The organism is Stutzerimonas kirkiae (assembly GCF_004327335.1).
Classification (GTDB): Bacteria; Pseudomonadota; Gammaproteobacteria; order Pseudomonadales; family Pseudomonadaceae; genus Stutzerimonas; species Stutzerimonas kirkiae.
Genome location: NZ_QJUO01000003.1, coordinates 1 through 16448, shown reverse-complemented (window position 1 = coordinate 16448; position 16448 = coordinate 1). Strand labels below are relative to the sequence as shown.

The window sequence follows — 16448 nt, the reverse complement described above, 5'->3', positions numbered from 1 at the left end:
GCGGCCGGGGTCGGCCCCGATTCTGCTCAGGCCGTGCGGGCACCACATATCCATCCGCGACATCGACATGCTTATCGCGACCTGCCAGCCCTCACAGTGGCCGACAGGTCGGAAACGGATTGGCTCTTGTCGCGGTTGGATATGGCCGGCGACCGAGGCCCGGCGACACTGCGCCCAGCCGAACAACGCCCTCGAACCAGGCGAGCCCTATTGCCAGCGGAGCGGACGGCCTCTCGCCATGCCGAGCGAGCCCTGTGTGCGAACCGAACCTGCCCAAAGACGCCGGCACCCTGCCCGGCCGTGAGGAACCTACGATGGACGACACCACTACCCTGAGCCTGGCCGACCCACTGGGCAATGCCCGCGAGGCCACCGCCGAAATGCTGCGCAGCCGCGACCACGGCTACAGCCTGCCACAGCCCTTCTACAACGATGAGCGGCTGTTCCAGATCGATATGCAGGAGATTTTCCAGAAGGAATGGCTGATCGCCGGCATGACCTGCGAGATCCCCGCCAAGGGCAACTTCATCAGTGTGCAGGTCGGCAACAGCCCGGTGATCGTGGTACGCGGTGCCGAAGGCCGGATCTTCGCCTTCCACAACGTCTGCCGCCATCGCGGCTCGCGGCTGTGCGTCAGCGACAAGGGCAAGGTGGCCAAGCTGGTCTGCCCCTACCACCAATGGACCTATGAACTGGACGGTCGCCTGCTGTTCGCCGGCACCGAGATGGGCACCGACTTCAGCCTTGCCGATCACAGCCTCAAGCCGGTCCAGGTGAAGGCCGCCGGCGGCTACATCTTCATCTCGCTGGCCGAGGAGCCGCCGGCCATCGACGAGTTCCTGCGCACCCTCGAGCACTACATGGAACCCTACGACATGGAGAACACCAAGGTCGCGGTGCAGAGCACGCTGCTGGAAAAGGCCAACTGGAAACTGGTGATCGAGAACAACCGCGAGTGCTACCACTGCGGCGGCTCCCACCCGGAACTGCTCAACACCCTGCTGGAATGGGACGACGTTACCGACCCGCGCGCCAGCCAGGCGTTCAAGGAACAGGTGGCCGCCTGCACCACACGCTGGGAAGCCGACAACATTCCCTACGCCCACGCCAGCTTCGGCCTGCGCAACCGCATCGTGCGCATGCCGCTGCTCGCCGGCACCGTCTCGATGACCATCGACGGCACGCAAGGCTGCAAGAAGCTGATGGGCCGCATCAACGACCCGGACCTCGGTTCGATGCGCATCCTGCACCTGCCGCACTCCTGGAACCACTGCATGGGCGACCACATGATCGTCTTCACCGTGTGGCCGGTCGGGCCGCAGGAAACCCTGGTGACCACCAAGTGGCTGGTGAACAAGGATGCCGTGGAAGGCGTCGACTACGACCCACAGAACCTGCGCAGGGTATGGGATGCCACCAACGACCAGGACCGCATCCTGGCGGAGGAAAACCAGCGCGGTATCAACTCCAGCGCCTACCAGCCCGGCCCCTACTCGCAGACCTACGAGTTCGGCGTGATCAACTTCCTCGACTGGTACAGCGAGCGGATGCTCAACAACCTCGGCGAACAATCCGCCCACCTGCGCGAAGTCTCCTCGGCCGGTTGAGGCCACTCGGGACGGGCCGCCCGCCGGCCCGTCCCCCATCGCCATCGCCATCGCAAGAAAAAGCACAGTGCGTCACGACCAGAGCGCCTGGGCTCACCGCTCCTTTTCTCTGCTGCCTCCGTCTGGTCGCGAGCGGATTGGCCATCAAGTCTGCGATCGATCGTATACCGCTGGCGGTGTCCTGATGCCCGTGTCGCGAACCCGTAGGGCTTTCGCTTTCGCGCCCTTTCCCACAGGCGCTGCCGAAGGTGGCTGCCGTCCGCGACATTTGATCGTTGACACCACTTGGGTCTGTTGCCGTTTCATCGCGAGCCGCGTTGTCGCGACGAAACGGCAACTGCCCCTAGCGCAGCACCCCTTCCTCCAGCAGCAGCTTGAAGATCGCCTCGGCGCCCCGCTCGGCACAAAGCCCCTCGAGCACCTGCCCGCTGCCGCCGCCGGCCTTGGCGGTGGCGGCCTTCATCCGTTCGGCGGCGGTCTTCGCCTTGATCACCTTGAGGCGCTTCGGCCGTGGCCGGGCCGGTTGCAGGCTGGCCTCGCCCAGCAGCGGGTCGTCCACCACCTCGACCTCGTGCGGCTCGAGGCGCCCGCGCCGGGCCGGGCCGAAAGCGCTCTGGCGCGCCACCGCGGCGGCACTGTCGACACTGGCGACGAATGGCAGGCGCACCCTCAAGCGCCGCCGCTGGCCACGCGGCAGGGCCTGGAGAAGCTGGGCGCAGCCATCGTCGATGCTCTCCACTTCCGCCAGCCCCACCACCAGCGGCCAGCCCAGCCGCTCGGCGAGCAGGAACGGCAGCATGCCCGAACCTTCGCCGGTTTCCGCCTGGCTGCCGGTCAGCACCAGTTGCACATCGCTGCCGGCGAGGTACCCGGCCACCGCCGGCAAGGCATCGGCAGTGGCTGGTTGCTCCAGCACGACGAGCTCGTCCAGGCCCATGCCGAGATAGCCACGCAGGGCTTCCTGGTGCGGGTCGCCGGCGTGCAGCACGCGCAGGCGCGGGCCGGCCAGCAGCAGGCCGAGCTCCACCGCGCGGGCATCCTGCTCGGCGCGGCGCAGGCGCCCGGAAGCCGGGTGGGCGCCGATGGAAACCAGCGCAAGAATATTCAGCTCAGGCTGCATCGCGGCTACCTCCCTGGCGATAGGCTGTGACTTTTTCGATCAGCGCCTGGAGGATCGCGGCGGAATCGCCGATCACCGACAAATCGGCACGCTTGATCATGTCGCAACCGGCGTCCAGGTTCACCGCCACCACTTTGTCGCAGGCGCCGATGCCCTGCAGGTGCTGGATGGCGCCGGAAATGCCGACGGCGAGGTAGACCCGTGCGGTGACCCAGGTGCCGGTGGCACCGACCTGTCGCGAACGCGGCATATGGTCGTTGTCCACCGCCACGCGCGAGGCGCCCTCGGTGGCACCGAGGGCCTCGGCGGCGCGGTGGAACAGCGCCCAGTCGCTGACGCCATTGCCGCCGGAGAGAATGAACTCGGCCTCGGCCATCGGAATCCGCGCCGGGTCCACGGCCACCGGGCCGAGGTTCTCGATACGCGGCAGGTTGCGCGCCACGCCGCCCTCAAGGACCACGGGGCGGGCCTCGTGGCGTGTCTCGCCAACCGGCTCGGCGCATTCCGCGGCCGCCAGCAGCAGGCGCGGCAAGGGTCGCACGAGGTCTTCGCGGCCGGCACCGGCACGGCCACTGCACTGGCCATCCTTGACTTGCCAGACGCGGGTCGCCGGGCGCTCGCCAAGGCTCGCGGCCAGGCGCCGGCCCAGCTCGCCACCGCCGCTGCGACTGTCGGGCAACAGCCAGTGACGCGGGGCGAAACGGGCCTCCACGGCACGCAGGGCCAACAACCGCTGTTCCGGCACGTAGCCTTGGTATTCGGCGGCGTCGAGCAACAGCAGGCGATCCACGCCAGCACCCTCGAAGCCACTTTCCTTGTGCTCGCCAAACACCACGGCGAGTACCGCTCCGGCACTGCCGGCCAACTGCCGGGCAAGGCCGAGCAGATCCCGGTCATGGCTGGAAAGGCGACCGCCGACCATGTCCGGCGCCACCGCGATATAGAAAGCCGGCTGCTCGACTATATGCAGCGGCAGTTGCACCTCGCCGCGATCGACACTGCGCCGGCCAGCGCTGCCCTGCTGGACGCCACTGCGGTCGATGCGCTTGAGACCAGCCGCACCGATAAAGCCGGCGGCGGCCAGGTGCGGATTCTTGCGGACGATGCCATCGGGGCCCGGCCAGCGGCCCTGGCCGCGGCTCTGCTGGGCCGCGTGCAGCGGGTGCAGACGGTTGCGGGCGATCCACTCGGCACGTGGGTCGCGGCGAACGATGTCGCTCATATGGCGATCTCCTGGTGACAGGCACGCAGCCTTCGCCCCTCGGGGCTCCGCCGTGCACTGGTTTTTTCGAACGGTTCCCGCCTCCGCATGGGCGAGCGACCGGCGCTGCCCATGGCCAAGGCCGCGCCTGCGGGGCGCGCCCATAGCGGCATCTGCCCACCGGCCATCACTGCACCTGCGCCAGCTCGCGCCGCGCCGGCTGCCTCGCTGGCGTGGCCGCGGGTTCGAGCAACGCTTCGGCCACCAGTTCGGCGATGTCCTTGACCTGTGGCCGTGGCTCGACCACGCCTTCGAGCATCAGGGTGCACTGCGGGCAACCGACGGCCACCAGTTCGGCGGCGGTCTCCTTGATATCGGCCATGCGCATATCGGGGATGCGCTGCTTGCCGGGAATATCGGTGATCGGCGCCCCGCCACCGCCACCGCAGCAGCGCGAACGAAAGCCCGAGCGCTGCATTTCCCTGACCTCGATACCGATGGCGGCGAGCACTTGGCGGGGCGCCTGGTATTCACCGTTGTAGCGGCCCAGGTAGCAGGGGTCGTGGTAGGTGACCTTGCCACCACGCTCCCGGGACAACGGATGCCGGCCAAGCTGAAGCTGGCCGCCACGCAGCAGTTCCTCGATAAAGGTACTGTGGTGCAAGACCCGGTAATGACCGCCAAGGGCGCCATATTCGTTGCGCAGCACATGGAAGCTGTGTGGGTCGCAACTGACGATGCGCTGGAAACGGTACTGGCCCAGGGTGGCGATATTGCGCCGGGCCAGTTGCTGGAACACCGCCTCGTCGCCCAGGCGTCGGGCCACGTCGCCGCTGTCGCGCTCTTCCAGGCCGAGCACGGCAAAATCCACCTGTGCCGCCTTGAGAATCTTCACGAACGCCCGCAAGGTGCGCTGGTTGCGCATATCGAAGGCGCCATCGCCGACCCAGAACAACACGTCGGCCTGCCGCTTCTCACTGAACAGCGGCAAGTCGAGATCGGCGGCCCAGTTCAACCGGCCGCCGGGGGCGAAGCCGCCGGGGTTGTCGGTGGCGATCAGGTTGTCCAGCAACTCGGCGCCCTTGTTCGGCGTGGCACCTTTCTCCAGGGTCAGGTGGCGGCGCATGTCGACGATGGCATCGACGTGCTCGATCATCATCGGGCACTCCTCGACGCAGGCGCGGCAGGTGGTGCAGGACCACAGGGTATCGGCGTCCACCAGCGCCTTGCCTTGCAGGGCGACGATCGGCTGGTGCGGGCCGCCGCCATGCTCCCCGAGCGGCTTGCCCGGGTAGGGGCTGCCGGCGAAGCGGGCGTCGTTGCCACCGGCCAGGCCGATCACCATGTCCTGGATCAGCTTCTTCGGGTTCAGCGGCTGGCCGGCGGCGAAGGCCGGGCACATGGCCTCGCACTTGCCGCACTGCACGCAGGCGTCGAAACCGAGCAGTTGGTTCCAGGTGAAGTCGCTGGGTTTTTCCACGCCCAGCGGCGCGGTGGGATCATCCAGATCGAGGGCTTTCAGCCCGGTGGAGCGGCCACCACCCCCATCTTTTCTAGAGAACCGCTCGCTGCGGCGGTGCCAGGCCAGGTGCAGGGCGCCGGCGAAGGCATGCTTCATCGGCCCGCCCCAGCTCATGCCGAGGAACAGTTCGCCGACGCCCCAGGCCACGCCGAGCGCCAGCACCGCCGCGAGGAGCCAGCCGCCGAAGCCTTGCGGCAGGATGCCGGCCACCGGCAGCGTGGCGATAAAGAAGCTGGCCGAGAACATCAGCAGGCTTTTCGGCAGGCGCATCCACGGGCCCTTCGACAGCCGCGCCGGCGGGTTGCGCCGGCGTTTGGCGACGAACAGCGCGCCGCCGAACATCAACAGCGTGGCCGCCAGCAGGGCGAAACCGAGTATGCGGTTGTGCAGGCCGAAGCCATGCACGGCGATCGCCAGCAGCGCCGCCAGGACGAAACCGCCGGCGGTGGCCACGTGGGTCCTGGACATGTACTTGTCGCGCTCGACCACGTGGTGCAGATCCACCAGGTAGCGGCGCGGCATCGCCAGCAGGCCACCAAGCCACTCGACCTTGGCCGGCCGACCGCGGCGCCACATGAAAAAGCGCTTGAGCGCGCCCAGCACGGCGAGGCCAAGGGCGGCGAAAAGCAGGAGGGGAAGTATCGTATTAAGCATGGGTCACCGGCCTTTTCGCTGAAGGCCGAAGGCTGGAGGCTGGACGAAAAGGCGGCTGTGTCGCGCTTTCGTCCAGCCTCCAGCCTCCAGCCTCCCACGGCTTTATCAGAAGTCCTTACAGAGCCGCAGCGCGTCGTAGATCGCCGCGTGGGTGTTGCGCTGGGCCACGCAGTCGCCGATGCGGAACAGCAGGTAGCCGTCTCCGTCCTCGCTCAGGCAGGGCTGCGGGGCGATCGCGAACAGCGCCTCGACGTCGATCTGGCCCCTGTTGCGCGAACCCTGCTTGAGCGCGTAGTACAGCGACTCGTCCGGACGTACGCCGTTCTCCACCACCACCTGGTCGACCACCCTTTCCTCTTCCGCTCCGGTGTATTCGTTCGCCAGCCTCGCCACCAACTTGTCGCCCTCGCGGTAGACCTTCTCCAGCATCAGGTCGCCGGTCATGATCACTTCCTTCGGGTACAGGCTGCGGTAATAGGTGGGGAAGCTGGTGCCGCCAATGGCCACGCCAGGCTTGATATCGTCGGTGACGATCTCCACCTGGGCGCCCTTGTCGGCCAGGTAGTCGGCCACCGACATGCCGGTGAATTCGCAGATGGTGTCGTACACCAGTACGTTCTTGCCCGGCGCCACCTTGCCGCTGAGGATGTCCCAACTGCTCACTACCAGGCCCTCGGCCGCCCCCCAGTGCTCGTTCTGTTCGAGGAAGGGATGGCCGCCGTTGGCCAGGATGACGATGTCCGGACGCAGGTCGAGGATAGTCGCCGCATCGGCGGCGGTGCCCAGGCGCAGGTCGACGCCGAGGCGGGCGATCTCCAGTTGGTACCAGCGCGTGATACCGGCGATCTGGTCGCGCTGCGGTGCTTTCGACGCCAGGGTGATCTGCCCGCCGAGCTGCTCCTGCTTCTCGAACAGCGTCACATCATGGCCACGCTCGGCCGACACCCGGGCCGCCTCCATGCCTGCCGGGCCGCCACCGACGATCACCACCTTGCGCTTCGGCCCGCTGGATTTGCCGATGATGTGCGGCACGTCCATGTATTCGCGCGAGGTCGCCGCATTCTGGATGCACAGCACGTCCAAACCTTGGTATTGCCGGTCGATGCAGTAGTTGGCACCGACGCACTGGCGGATCTGGTCGACCTGGCCCATCTTGATCTTGGCGATCAGGTGCGGATCGGCGATGTGCGCGCGGGTCATGCCGACCATGTCCACATAGCCGCCTTCCAGAATACGGGTCGCCTGGTTCGGGTCCTTGATGTTCTGCGCATGCAGCACCGGCACCTTGACCACTTCCTTGATCCCGGCCGCCAGGTGCAGGAACGGCTCCGGCGGGTAGCTCATGTTGGGGATGACGTTGGCCAGGGTGTTGTGGGTGTCGCAGCCGGAGCCCACCACGCCGATGAAGTCGAGCATGCCGGTGGCGTCGTAGTAGGCGGCGATCTGTTTCATGTCCTCGTGGGACAGGCCGTCCGGGTGGAACTCGTCGCCGCAGATGCGCATACCGACGCAGAAGTCATCGCCCACCTCGGCGCGCACCGCCTTGAGCACCTCCAGGCCGAAGCGCATGCGGTTCTCGAAGCTGCCGCCCCATTCGTCGGTGCGCTTGTTCACCCGCGGCGACCAGAACTGGTCGATCATATGCTGGTGCACCGCCGAGAGTTCCACGCCATCCAGGCCACCTTCCTTGGCCCGGCGCGCGGCCTGCACGTAGTTGCCGATGACCCGCCAGATCTCCTCGACCTCGATGGTCTTGCAGGTGGCGCGGTGCACCGGCTCGCGGATGCCGGACGGCGACATCAGGGTCGGCCAGTGGAACCCATCCCATCTTGACCGGCGGCCCATATGGGTAATCTGGATCATGATCCTGGCGCCATGCTTGTGCATGGCGTCGGCCAGGTTCTGGAAGTGCGGGATGATACGGTCGGTGGCCAGGTTCACCGAACTCCACCACTGCTGCGGGCTGTCGATGGCCACCACCGAGGAGCCGCCGCAGATGGCCAGGCCGATGCCGCCCTTGGCCTTTTCCTCGTAGTACTTCACGTAGCGCTCGGTGGTCATGCCGCCGTCGGTGGCATAGACCTCGGCGTGGGCAGTGGAAAGCACCCGGTTACGAATGGTGAGCTTACCGATCTGGATCGGTTGGAACATCGCTTCAAAGGCCATCACGGCACCTCACGGGAACACATCCGCGGCACGGGCCTCGCGGATTGGCATTTCTGCGCCGGCCGGCCCGCCACGGGGCCGCTCGGCGTGTTTATGGTCAGAGCGGCCGGGTCACGAACAGGCCATCGTCGTGGCCTTCCTCGGCGCCGCTGTATTGCTGCACGGTGACAGTACGGAGCGGGCTGCCGGCGGCGGCCAGGATCTGGTCGATGGCGCCAGAGAACCAGCCGGTGAACATATAGTCCACCTTGCGCTTGACCTTGCCGTACACGTAGACGAAGGCCGAGTGGCGCAGGCGCACCTGGGCATGGCCGTTCTCCAGGTCGAGCTGCTCGATGTCGAACAGGCCCCAGCCACGCTGGGAAATGCGCTTCATGTAATGCTCGAATACCGCGGCGCCCTCGAGCCCGTGGCACTCGGCTTCCTTCTCGCACCAGTGCCAGGCGGATTTGTAGCCGGCGTGGTAGAGGATTTCGGCGTACTGCTCGGCGCCGAGCACTTCCTCGATGCCGATGTGGTTGTTGACGAAGAAGTGCCTCGGCACATAGAGCATCGGCAGCGCGTCGGTGCTCCAGACACCGGTTTCGTCGTCGACTTCAATGGGCATTTCAGGGGCGTGGGTGGACATGTGTTCGGACTCCAGAATTCGTTGTGGTAGTGCTTGATGGGTATCGCCGTGCTCACCCCATCCGGCAAATGTGTTTGGTGCGCCTGTCACAGGGTGGGTTAGCCGCGGGCGTGGCCCGGCAACCGACCCGCAGGGCCGGCGAGGCATCGCTCATTCGCCCCAGACGTCCGCGAGGACTCGCACCCAGTTCTCGCCCATGACCTTGCGCACGGTGCGTTCCGGCATACCGCGCTTGAGCAGGGTCTCGGTGAGGTTGGGGAATTCGCCGACGGTGCGGATGCCCAGCGGGTTGACGATCTTGCCGAAGTTGGTCAGCCTGCGGGCGTAGCCCTTGTCGTGGGTCAGCCACTCGAAGAAGTCGTGGCCGTGGCCCTGGGTGAAGTCGGTGCCGATGCCGATGGCGTCCTCGCCGACGATGTTCATCACATACTCGATGGCCTCGGCGTAGTCCTCGATGGTCGAGTCGATACCCTTGGCCAGGAACGGCGCGAACATGGTCACGCCGACGAAGCCACCGTGGTCGGCGATGAACTTCAGTTCCCCGTCGGATTTGTTGCGCGGGTGTTCCTTGAGCCCCGAGGGCAGGCAGTGGGAATAGCAGACCGGCTTGTTCGAGGCGAGGATGACCTCCTCCGAGGTCTTGCCGCCGACATGGGACAGGTCGCACATGACGCCGACGCGGTTCATCTCGGCGACGATCTCGTGGCCGAAGCCGGAAAGCCCGCCGTCGCGCTCGTAGCAGCCGGTGCCGACCAGGTTCTGGGTGTTGTAGCAAAGCTGCACGATGCCCACGCCGAGCTGCTTGAACACCTCGACGTAGCCGATCCGGTCCTCGAACGCATGGGCGTTCTGGAAGCCGTAGAGGATGCCGGTCTTGCCCTGCTCCTTGGCCCTGCGGATGTCGGCGGTGCTGCGCACCGGGATCACCAGGTCGGCGTTGTCGCGGATCAGTTGGTTGCTGGCGACGATATTGTCGACCGTGGCCTGGAAGCCCTCCCACACCGACACGGTGCAGTTGGCCGCGGTCAGGCCGCCCTTGCGCATGTCGGCGAAGAGTTCACGGCTCCATTTGGCGATGATCAGACCGTCGATGACGATGCTGTCGGCGTGCAGTTCGGCTGGACTCATCAGGCTGTCCCCTTCAAATTCTCGAACGATCCGCCGCTCCTGGTGGGCGGCGCTTGGAGGGGAGCATATGCCTGAGCCGGCGAGCGACCCGGTACAAAAACGACCGAGGTATTGCCGAAAGCGTCAAACCCAGGTCGCGGATGGACATGCGGCAGCGGGCCGGGACCGACCCTGTTCGAAAACGACCTCCATTTGCCCATCACGGACATCCGCGTTGCGTCCGCTTGCCCACGGGCGCAGCGTCCGAGCAGAATCAACAGACCAAGCCGCCGAGGAATCGACACCATGATGTACGCCGAGCTGATCGACCAGGAGGACTTCCGTCATCGCCTGCAGGCGTTGGGCATCCGCGTGCCAGCCGACGCCGACCCATATCAGGCCTGCGAATACGCCCTGCAAGGGCTCGATCCGGTGCAGGCGCAGGCACTGCGGCAGATGGTCACCGAAGTGCTCGGCAGTGGCGCCAGTGTCTTGCCGTCCGTGCGCGAGGCGATCTGCCGCTTGCTGCTGCCAGCCCTGGCGCCGTAACAACGATCAAGGGCCGGATGGCACCGCATGGAATCCCGGCCCATGGTCGTGCCGACCGGGCAATCGTGCGCCCCCTCATTGCGGGCGGATTGGCAATAGCGTGTCTGGCTTCAGGATCGCAGAACGTGAACTCGGGCTCATCGTCCCGGTGCGAATGCCAGACCCGTCCCGCCACCTGGCATCCGCACAACCACTATTGGCGGCGCCTGTGGGAAAGAGCCGGCACGGCGAATGATTCGGGCAGCGCACCGACGGCTCTTTCCATCACCACCACGGTATTCGCCGCGAGGCTGGCCGGGTTAGCGACGGCACGGGCACCAGGACAGCACCGGCGGCCGGCGATGAAACGCACATTCGATCGCCATCGGCTCATGCGGGTCGCTTTCAGGCCAGTGGCGGTCGTTCTCGTCCAAGTCGTATTCCTCCAGCGACGTAGGCTCGCAGAGAGCCTTGCCAGGCAAGGCCTGGACGCTCTCGCGCCGAACATGGTACTCACATCCGTCGCGACAACGTTCCACTGCCACCGAGATGACCAACAGCAATAGGGAGAAGAAAAACATGCCCACACCCAGAAGAGCGCAACTACTCGCGCTGGCAATCGCCACCGTGACAGGCAGCCCGCTGGCCATGGCCGGCCAGGCGGACAGCGAAGGCTTCATCGAGGACGGCCACCTCGATTTCCTGACACGCAACCTGTACTGGAACCATGACCGCAAGGACCAACTCAACGACCGCCGCGAATGGGGCCAGGGCTTCCGCCTCGACTACAACTCCGGCTACACCCAGGGCACCCTGGGTTTCGGCATCGACGCCAGCGCCTACGCCCTGATCAAGCTGGACGGCGGTAATGGCTACTCGGGCGAAGCCGGCGTACTGGTGCCGGACGGCAGAGGCAGCGCCAGAGAGGCCAGCTCGGCCGGCGCGGCGGTGAAAGTGCGCCTCTCCGAAACGGAACTGAAATACGGCAACAACCTGCGCCCCTACAACCCGGTGTTCGCCGCGGCCGATGCACGCCTGGTGCCCGGCACCGCCACCGGCCTGTGGCTGACCAGCAGCGAGATCAGCGGACTGTCCGCCGAGGCGGCCCACCTCACTGCGGCCAAGGACTTCAACAGCACCAACGGCAGCGACGACTTCTACGCCGCCTACGCCGGCGTGAGCAGCAACAGCGTTGACTTCATCGGTGGCAGCTACGCCGTCAGCGACCAGCTCAGCTTCAGCCTCTACGGTTCCGAGTACGAAGACATCTGGCGCCAGTACTACGGCAACGCCAACTACACCTACCCGATCAACGACAGCCAGAGCCTGAACTTCGACCTCAACATCTACCGCACCAACGAGCAAGGCAAGGCCCTGGCCGGCGACCTCGGCGTCACCGCCTGGTCACTGGCGGGTGCCTATAGCATCGGCGCCCACACCTTCAAGCTGACCTACCAGAAAATCGACGGCGATGCGCCGTTCGACTACCTCGGCCTCGGCCCGGGCAGCTACCACGACTCCATCTACCTGGCCAACTCATCGCAACTGGTGGACTTCAACGGACCGAACGAGAAGTCCTATGGCGTGTTCTACAACCTGGACTTCGCCGGCTACGGCGTGCCCGGCCTGACCTTCGGCGTCCGCTATATCAAAGGCAGCGATGTCGATGCCAGCGATATCCCGGCCAACAGCGCCTATACCTGGTACGCCGACGGGAGCAGCGAGGAACACTGGGAACGCGACTTCGACATCCAGTACGTGGTGCAATCGGGCAAGGCCAAGGACCTGTCGTTGCGCCTGCGCCAGGCGACGCACCGGATCGGCAACGACGCCTCCGACAGCTCCAGCGACCAGATCCGCCTGATCGTCGAGTACCCCTACAGCTTCTTCTGATCCCACCCCAACCGGCCCGGGCACCGCCCGGGCCGATCTCCATGCCCTGCCCGCCTGCCGAAGAGCGGCCCTCAGATACGCACGCTACCAAAGGTAGCCTCGCCACGGGCGCGGCTGAGCGCGTCGAACGACAGGCTGGAGAAACCGGAAGAGATGGCATCCGGCGGTAGAATGGAAACGAGCGGCAACGCCTGGGCCGGCTCATCGGCGCTCCGCCCCAGGCGCTCGTCGCGTGGAGGAATACCGAAGTACTCGCGATAGCACTTGGAAAAGTGCGGGGTGGAGACAAAACCGCAGATCGACGCCACCTCGATGATCGACATCGGCGTCTGCTTGAGCAACTGCCGGGCGCGCACCAAGCGCAGCTTCAGGTAGTAGCGCGATGGCGAGCAGTGCAGGTATTTCTGGAACAGCCGCTCCAACTGGCGCCGGGAAACATTGACATATACCGACAACTCGTCGAGGTCGATGGGCTCCTCCAGGTTGGATTCCATCAGCGCGACGATTTCCTGCAGCTTCGGCTGGTTGCTGCCGAGCACATGCTTGAGCGGCACGCGCTGGTGATCCTGTTCGTTGCGGATACGCTCATAGATGAACATCTCGGAAATCGCCGCCGACAACTCGCGGCCGTGATCCCGGCCGATCATGTGCAGCATGATGTCCATCGGCGCGGTACCACCAGAACAGGTGAAACGGTCGCGGTCTATGGAAAACAGGCGGGTACTGGCATTGACCCGGGGAAAGGCTTCCTGCAAAGCGGCCAGCAACTCCCAGTGCACGCTGCATTCGTAACCGTTGAGCAACCCGGCATGGGCCAGCACCCAACTGCCGGTACACACCGCTCCGAGCCGGCAGCCACGGCGGGCCTGGGCACGCAGCCAGGAGAGATGTTCACGGCGCACGCTGTTCTGGATATCGATGCCGCCACAGACGATCAGCATGTCCATCGGCGGAACCTGGGCGATACTGCAATCGGGGGTAATCTTCAGGCCATCGCTGGCCTGCACCGCGGCACCATCGACGCTGATGGTGTACCAGCGATACAGCTCACGACCGGAAAGCTGGTTGCCCATACGCAGGGGCTCAACGGCGGAAGCCAGGGAAATCAGGGTGAAATTGTCCAGCAGCAGAAAGCCAACGGACTGGGAGGCGGCGTTCTGGGACAAGACCTTCGCGTCGAACTGCGACATATGCTACTCCTCACACGGGACACGGCAGGGTTCCTCTCCGGGAATGTCATCATTTTTTACGAACGTGACGCTATCGGTATGCAAATGGCATTCCCGAACAGTGTAAATCCCGATAAAAGCCCCTGCCCCGCGAAGCTCCCGTGGAAGCGCGCCAGGCACCTCGTACAGGCATACCAGGCTCGGTGTGAGCATTCGCCCCGCCTCCATTAATTGCACTACAACAAGGCGGTCAAGCCAGTGAATGGGCGAAAAGGATTCACCCCCTACCCTTTCCAAAGTCTTCGAGATGATAGCTCCGGGCGCCCAGGAAAAATCGCACGCTGTCTCGCCGGCCTGAAGCGAATCGGTGTTTCGGCGAACAGCCTGGCGCAGGGTATGCCGCAGGGCGCGCATAGGTCGCTACGACCGTATTGGCAACCAAGTCTGTAGCTCATCGTATGTCACTGGCGGTGTTCTGTTGTCCGAACTGTCGCGAACCCGGTCAGCCTCGCAACGAAACACGCATGAACCCGTCGCCCATATGAATAAGGGGGCGTTCTTCGTCGGCGCCCCTGTCGGCGAAGGTTTCGTAGCGGTGGTGGCCGGGGCCGCGGCGACTACTATGGCGACTATGGAAGAAGCCGTCAGCGCACTGCGGGATCATTGGCAGGGCTTGCGGTTTCGCAGGCCCTTTCCCACAGGCGCTGCTGGAGGTGGCTGTACGGATGCGGCGAAGAGCTACAGGGATGTATTCGCGCGTGCCCCGTCCCGCCACCTGGCATCCGCACAGGGACGATGATCCCGAGATCACGCTCTACGATCCAGAAGCCAGCCGGACACACTATTGCCAGTCCAGTCGCAGCGACACGCCACAGGCCGGCCCCGGGCCATCACGACGGCTCGCACCTCAGCACTCGATGTAGCTGACCGCCAGGCCACCACGGGACGTTTCCTTGTACTTGTCATGCATATCCGCGCCAGTGTCGCGCATGGTGCGGATCACCCGGTCCAGCGAGATGAAATGCTCGCCGTCGCCGCGCAAGGCCATTTGCGCGGCATTGATCGCCTTCACCGCCGCGATCGCATTGCGCTCGATACAGGGCACCTGGACCAGCCCGCCGACCGGGTCGCAAGTCAGGCCGAGGTTGTGTTCCAGGGCGATCTCGGCGGCGTTCTCGACCTGCGCGGGGGTGGCGCCGAGCACTTCGGCGAGGCCCGCGGCCGCCATCGCGCAGGCCGAACCGACCTCGCCCTGGCAGCCGACCTCGGCGCCGGAGATGGAAGCGTTGATCTTGCACAGGATGCCCACCGCCGCCGCGGACAGCATGAAACGCACCACATCGTCATCGCAAGCGGCCGGGTTGAACTTCATATAGTAGTGCAGCACCGCCGGCACGATGCCCGCGGCACCATTGGTCGGCGCCGTGACCATGCGCCCACCGGCGGCGTTTTCCTCGTTGACCGCCAGCGCGAACAGGTTGACCCATTCCAGCGCACTCAGGGTCGAGCCGATCACGTTCGGCTGCTCCAGCGCCTGCAGGCTGCGATACAGCCTGGCGGCCCGCCGGCGCACATTGAGGCCACCGGGGAGGATGCCATCATGGCGCAAGCCGTTCTCGACGCACTCGCACATCACCGCCCAGATGCGCAAGAGCTTCGAGCGGATCTGGGCCTCGTCCCGCCAGCTTTTCTCATTCTCCAGCATCAACTGGGCGACACTCATAGCCTGCTCGCGGCACAACTGCAGCAACTGCCTGCCGGTGGCGAAGGGATACGGCAGCACGCTGGCATCGCCGTCCAGGCGCCCCAGGGCCGCCTGCCCGGCATCGAGCACGAAGCCGCCGCCAATGGAATAGTAGGTGTTCTGCCATAGCACGCCGTCGTCACCCTCCGCGACCAGGATCATCGCGTTGGCGTGATAAGGCAGGTTTTCGTCGAGCAGCAGCAGGTCGCGCTGCCAATCGAAGCGTACCGCCTGGCGCCCGAGCAGGTGCAGCCTCCCCTCGCTGAGCAACCGCTCGATACGCGGCGCGATGGTCGCCGGGTCGATGCTGTCCGGCCATTCGCCCATCAACCCCATCAACACCGCACGATCGCTGCCGTGGCCGACACCGGTCGCCGATAACGAACCGTACAGTCGCACCTCGACGCGCCGCACCCGCGCCAGCAGCCCCTGTTCGCCGAGGGCGTTGGCGAACAGGGCGGCGGCACGCATGGGCCCGACCGTGTGCGAGCTGGAGGGGCCGATGCCGATCTTGAACATGTCGAATACGCTGATTGCCATGAATGGCTCCGGGAAGAGAATGTGTTCCTGAGGTCTGTTGCCGTTTCAGCGCTGCCCGCATCGCAGTGAGAAACGGCAGCCGCCCCAGGCACATATCATGGGCATTTCCGCCGCACCGCCGAATCCGGAACCGACCAGGCCGTTACTGGAAACGACAGGAGCTCGTCGATTACCACCATCCGCATGCACCGGCGGCGGCGATGCACCCCGCAAAGCCCGCGGGACGCATGCTCGCCAGGATGGGCTGCAGCCCGACGCCCGGGCGCCCTCGAGCGCCGGACCGTGATGGCGCGGCAACGGCCATGTCGTCTGCCGGTACATGCAGGTCGTATCCCGACAATTGCCCCCGCCCCAAGCCTATATCGTTGATTCCACCTTCTGGACAAACACCTCCGACCGGCACTTCACGAAGAATGCAAACCCGGTTCCGAAGGCCATAAACGGGCGGCAGCAGCGCACGAGCCGATCCACCAAGAACATTCGGAGACAGTGATGCGGCAACTCCGGTGGCGTGATTTCAGCGCTTTACCAGCACTGCCAAAGCATCTGCCAGCAGTTCGCAGCAAGGC

The 16448-nt window shown here is 65.5% G+C and carries 11 protein-coding genes; 3 read left to right on the top strand and 8 right to left on the bottom strand.

Annotated elements, in window-relative coordinates; all coding sequences use genetic code 11:
• Positions 1 to 314 precede the first annotated feature (314 nt).
• Positions 315 to 1607, top strand: a complete 1293-nt coding sequence (gene gbcA / locus DNJ95_RS02950) for a glycine-betaine demethylase subunit GbcA (protein WP_131183230.1) — start codon at positions 315 to 317, stop codon at positions 1605 to 1607.
• 343 nt (positions 1608 to 1950) lie between these two features.
• On the opposite strand, the gene etfB is transcribed toward gbcA, so the two are convergent.
• The 6 genes from etfB to DNJ95_RS02915 all read right to left on the bottom strand — a co-directional run bounded on the left by etfB (position 1951) and on the right by DNJ95_RS02915 (position 10026).
• The gene (gene etfB, locus DNJ95_RS02945) at positions 1951 to 2727 is read right to left on the bottom strand and encodes an electron transfer flavoprotein subunit beta (protein ID WP_131183229.1); all 777 of its coding nucleotides are present in this window, start codon (positions 2725 to 2727) and stop codon (positions 1951 to 1953) included.
• Positions 2717 to 3949, bottom strand: coding sequence for an electron transfer flavoprotein subunit alpha (gene etfA, locus DNJ95_RS02940; protein ID WP_131183228.1), 1233 nt, complete (start codon positions 3947 to 3949; stop codon positions 2717 to 2719). Before etfA ends, etfB begins: the two co-directional genes overlap by 11 nt.
• A 166-nt stretch (positions 3950 to 4115) precedes the next feature.
• Positions 4116 to 6104, bottom strand: a complete 1989-nt coding sequence (dgcB, locus tag DNJ95_RS02930; protein WP_131183227.1) for a dimethylglycine demethylation protein DgcB — start codon at positions 6102 to 6104, stop codon at positions 4116 to 4118.
• A gap of 105 nt (positions 6105 to 6209) precedes the next feature.
• A complete protein-coding gene (gene dgcA, locus DNJ95_RS02925; protein WP_131183226.1) occupies positions 6210 to 8270 on the bottom strand; it encodes a dimethylglycine demethylation protein DgcA in 2061 nt (686 codons plus the stop codon).
• 97 nt (positions 8271 to 8367) lie between these two features.
• Positions 8368 to 8898, bottom strand: a complete 531-nt coding sequence (locus tag DNJ95_RS02920; RefSeq protein ID WP_131183225.1) for a DUF5943 domain-containing protein — start codon at positions 8896 to 8898, stop codon at positions 8368 to 8370.
• Between the two features lie 150 nt (positions 8899 to 9048).
• A complete protein-coding gene (locus DNJ95_RS02915; RefSeq protein ID WP_131183224.1) occupies positions 9049 to 10026 on the bottom strand; it encodes a dipeptidase in 978 nt (325 codons plus the stop codon).
• Positions 10027 to 10311: 285 nt separating this feature from the next.
• Between DNJ95_RS02915 and DNJ95_RS02910 the strand changes: the two genes are divergently transcribed.
• Both DNJ95_RS02910 and DNJ95_RS02905 read left to right on the top strand, forming a co-directional pair.
• Positions 10312 to 10554 (top strand): hypothetical protein, encoded by a 243-nt coding sequence (locus DNJ95_RS02910; RefSeq protein WP_131183223.1) that lies wholly within the window; start codon positions 10312 to 10314, stop codon positions 10552 to 10554.
• Positions 10555 to 11112: 558 nt separating this feature from the next.
• Positions 11113 to 12426 (top strand): OprD family porin, encoded by a 1314-nt coding sequence (locus DNJ95_RS02905; protein WP_131183222.1) that lies wholly within the window; start codon positions 11113 to 11115, stop codon positions 12424 to 12426.
• Positions 12427 to 12497: 71 nt separating this feature from the next.
• Here the strand turns inward: DNJ95_RS02905 and gbdR are convergent, their stop codons facing one another.
• Together gbdR and DNJ95_RS02895 are read right to left on the bottom strand one after the other, a co-directional pair.
• Positions 12498 to 13616: a choline metabolism transcriptional regulator GbdR gene (gbdR, locus tag DNJ95_RS02900; protein ID WP_131183221.1), complete on the bottom strand. Its 1119-nt coding sequence runs from the start codon at positions 13614 to 13616 to the stop codon at positions 12498 to 12500.
• An 886-nt stretch (positions 13617 to 14502) separates the two neighbouring features.
• Positions 14503 to 15879 carry an L-serine ammonia-lyase gene (locus DNJ95_RS02895; protein ID WP_131183220.1) on the bottom strand — a complete coding sequence of 459 codons (1377 nt, stop codon included), beginning with the start codon at positions 15877 to 15879 and terminating at the stop codon, positions 14503 to 14505.
• Positions 15880 to 16448: the final 569 nt, after the last annotated feature.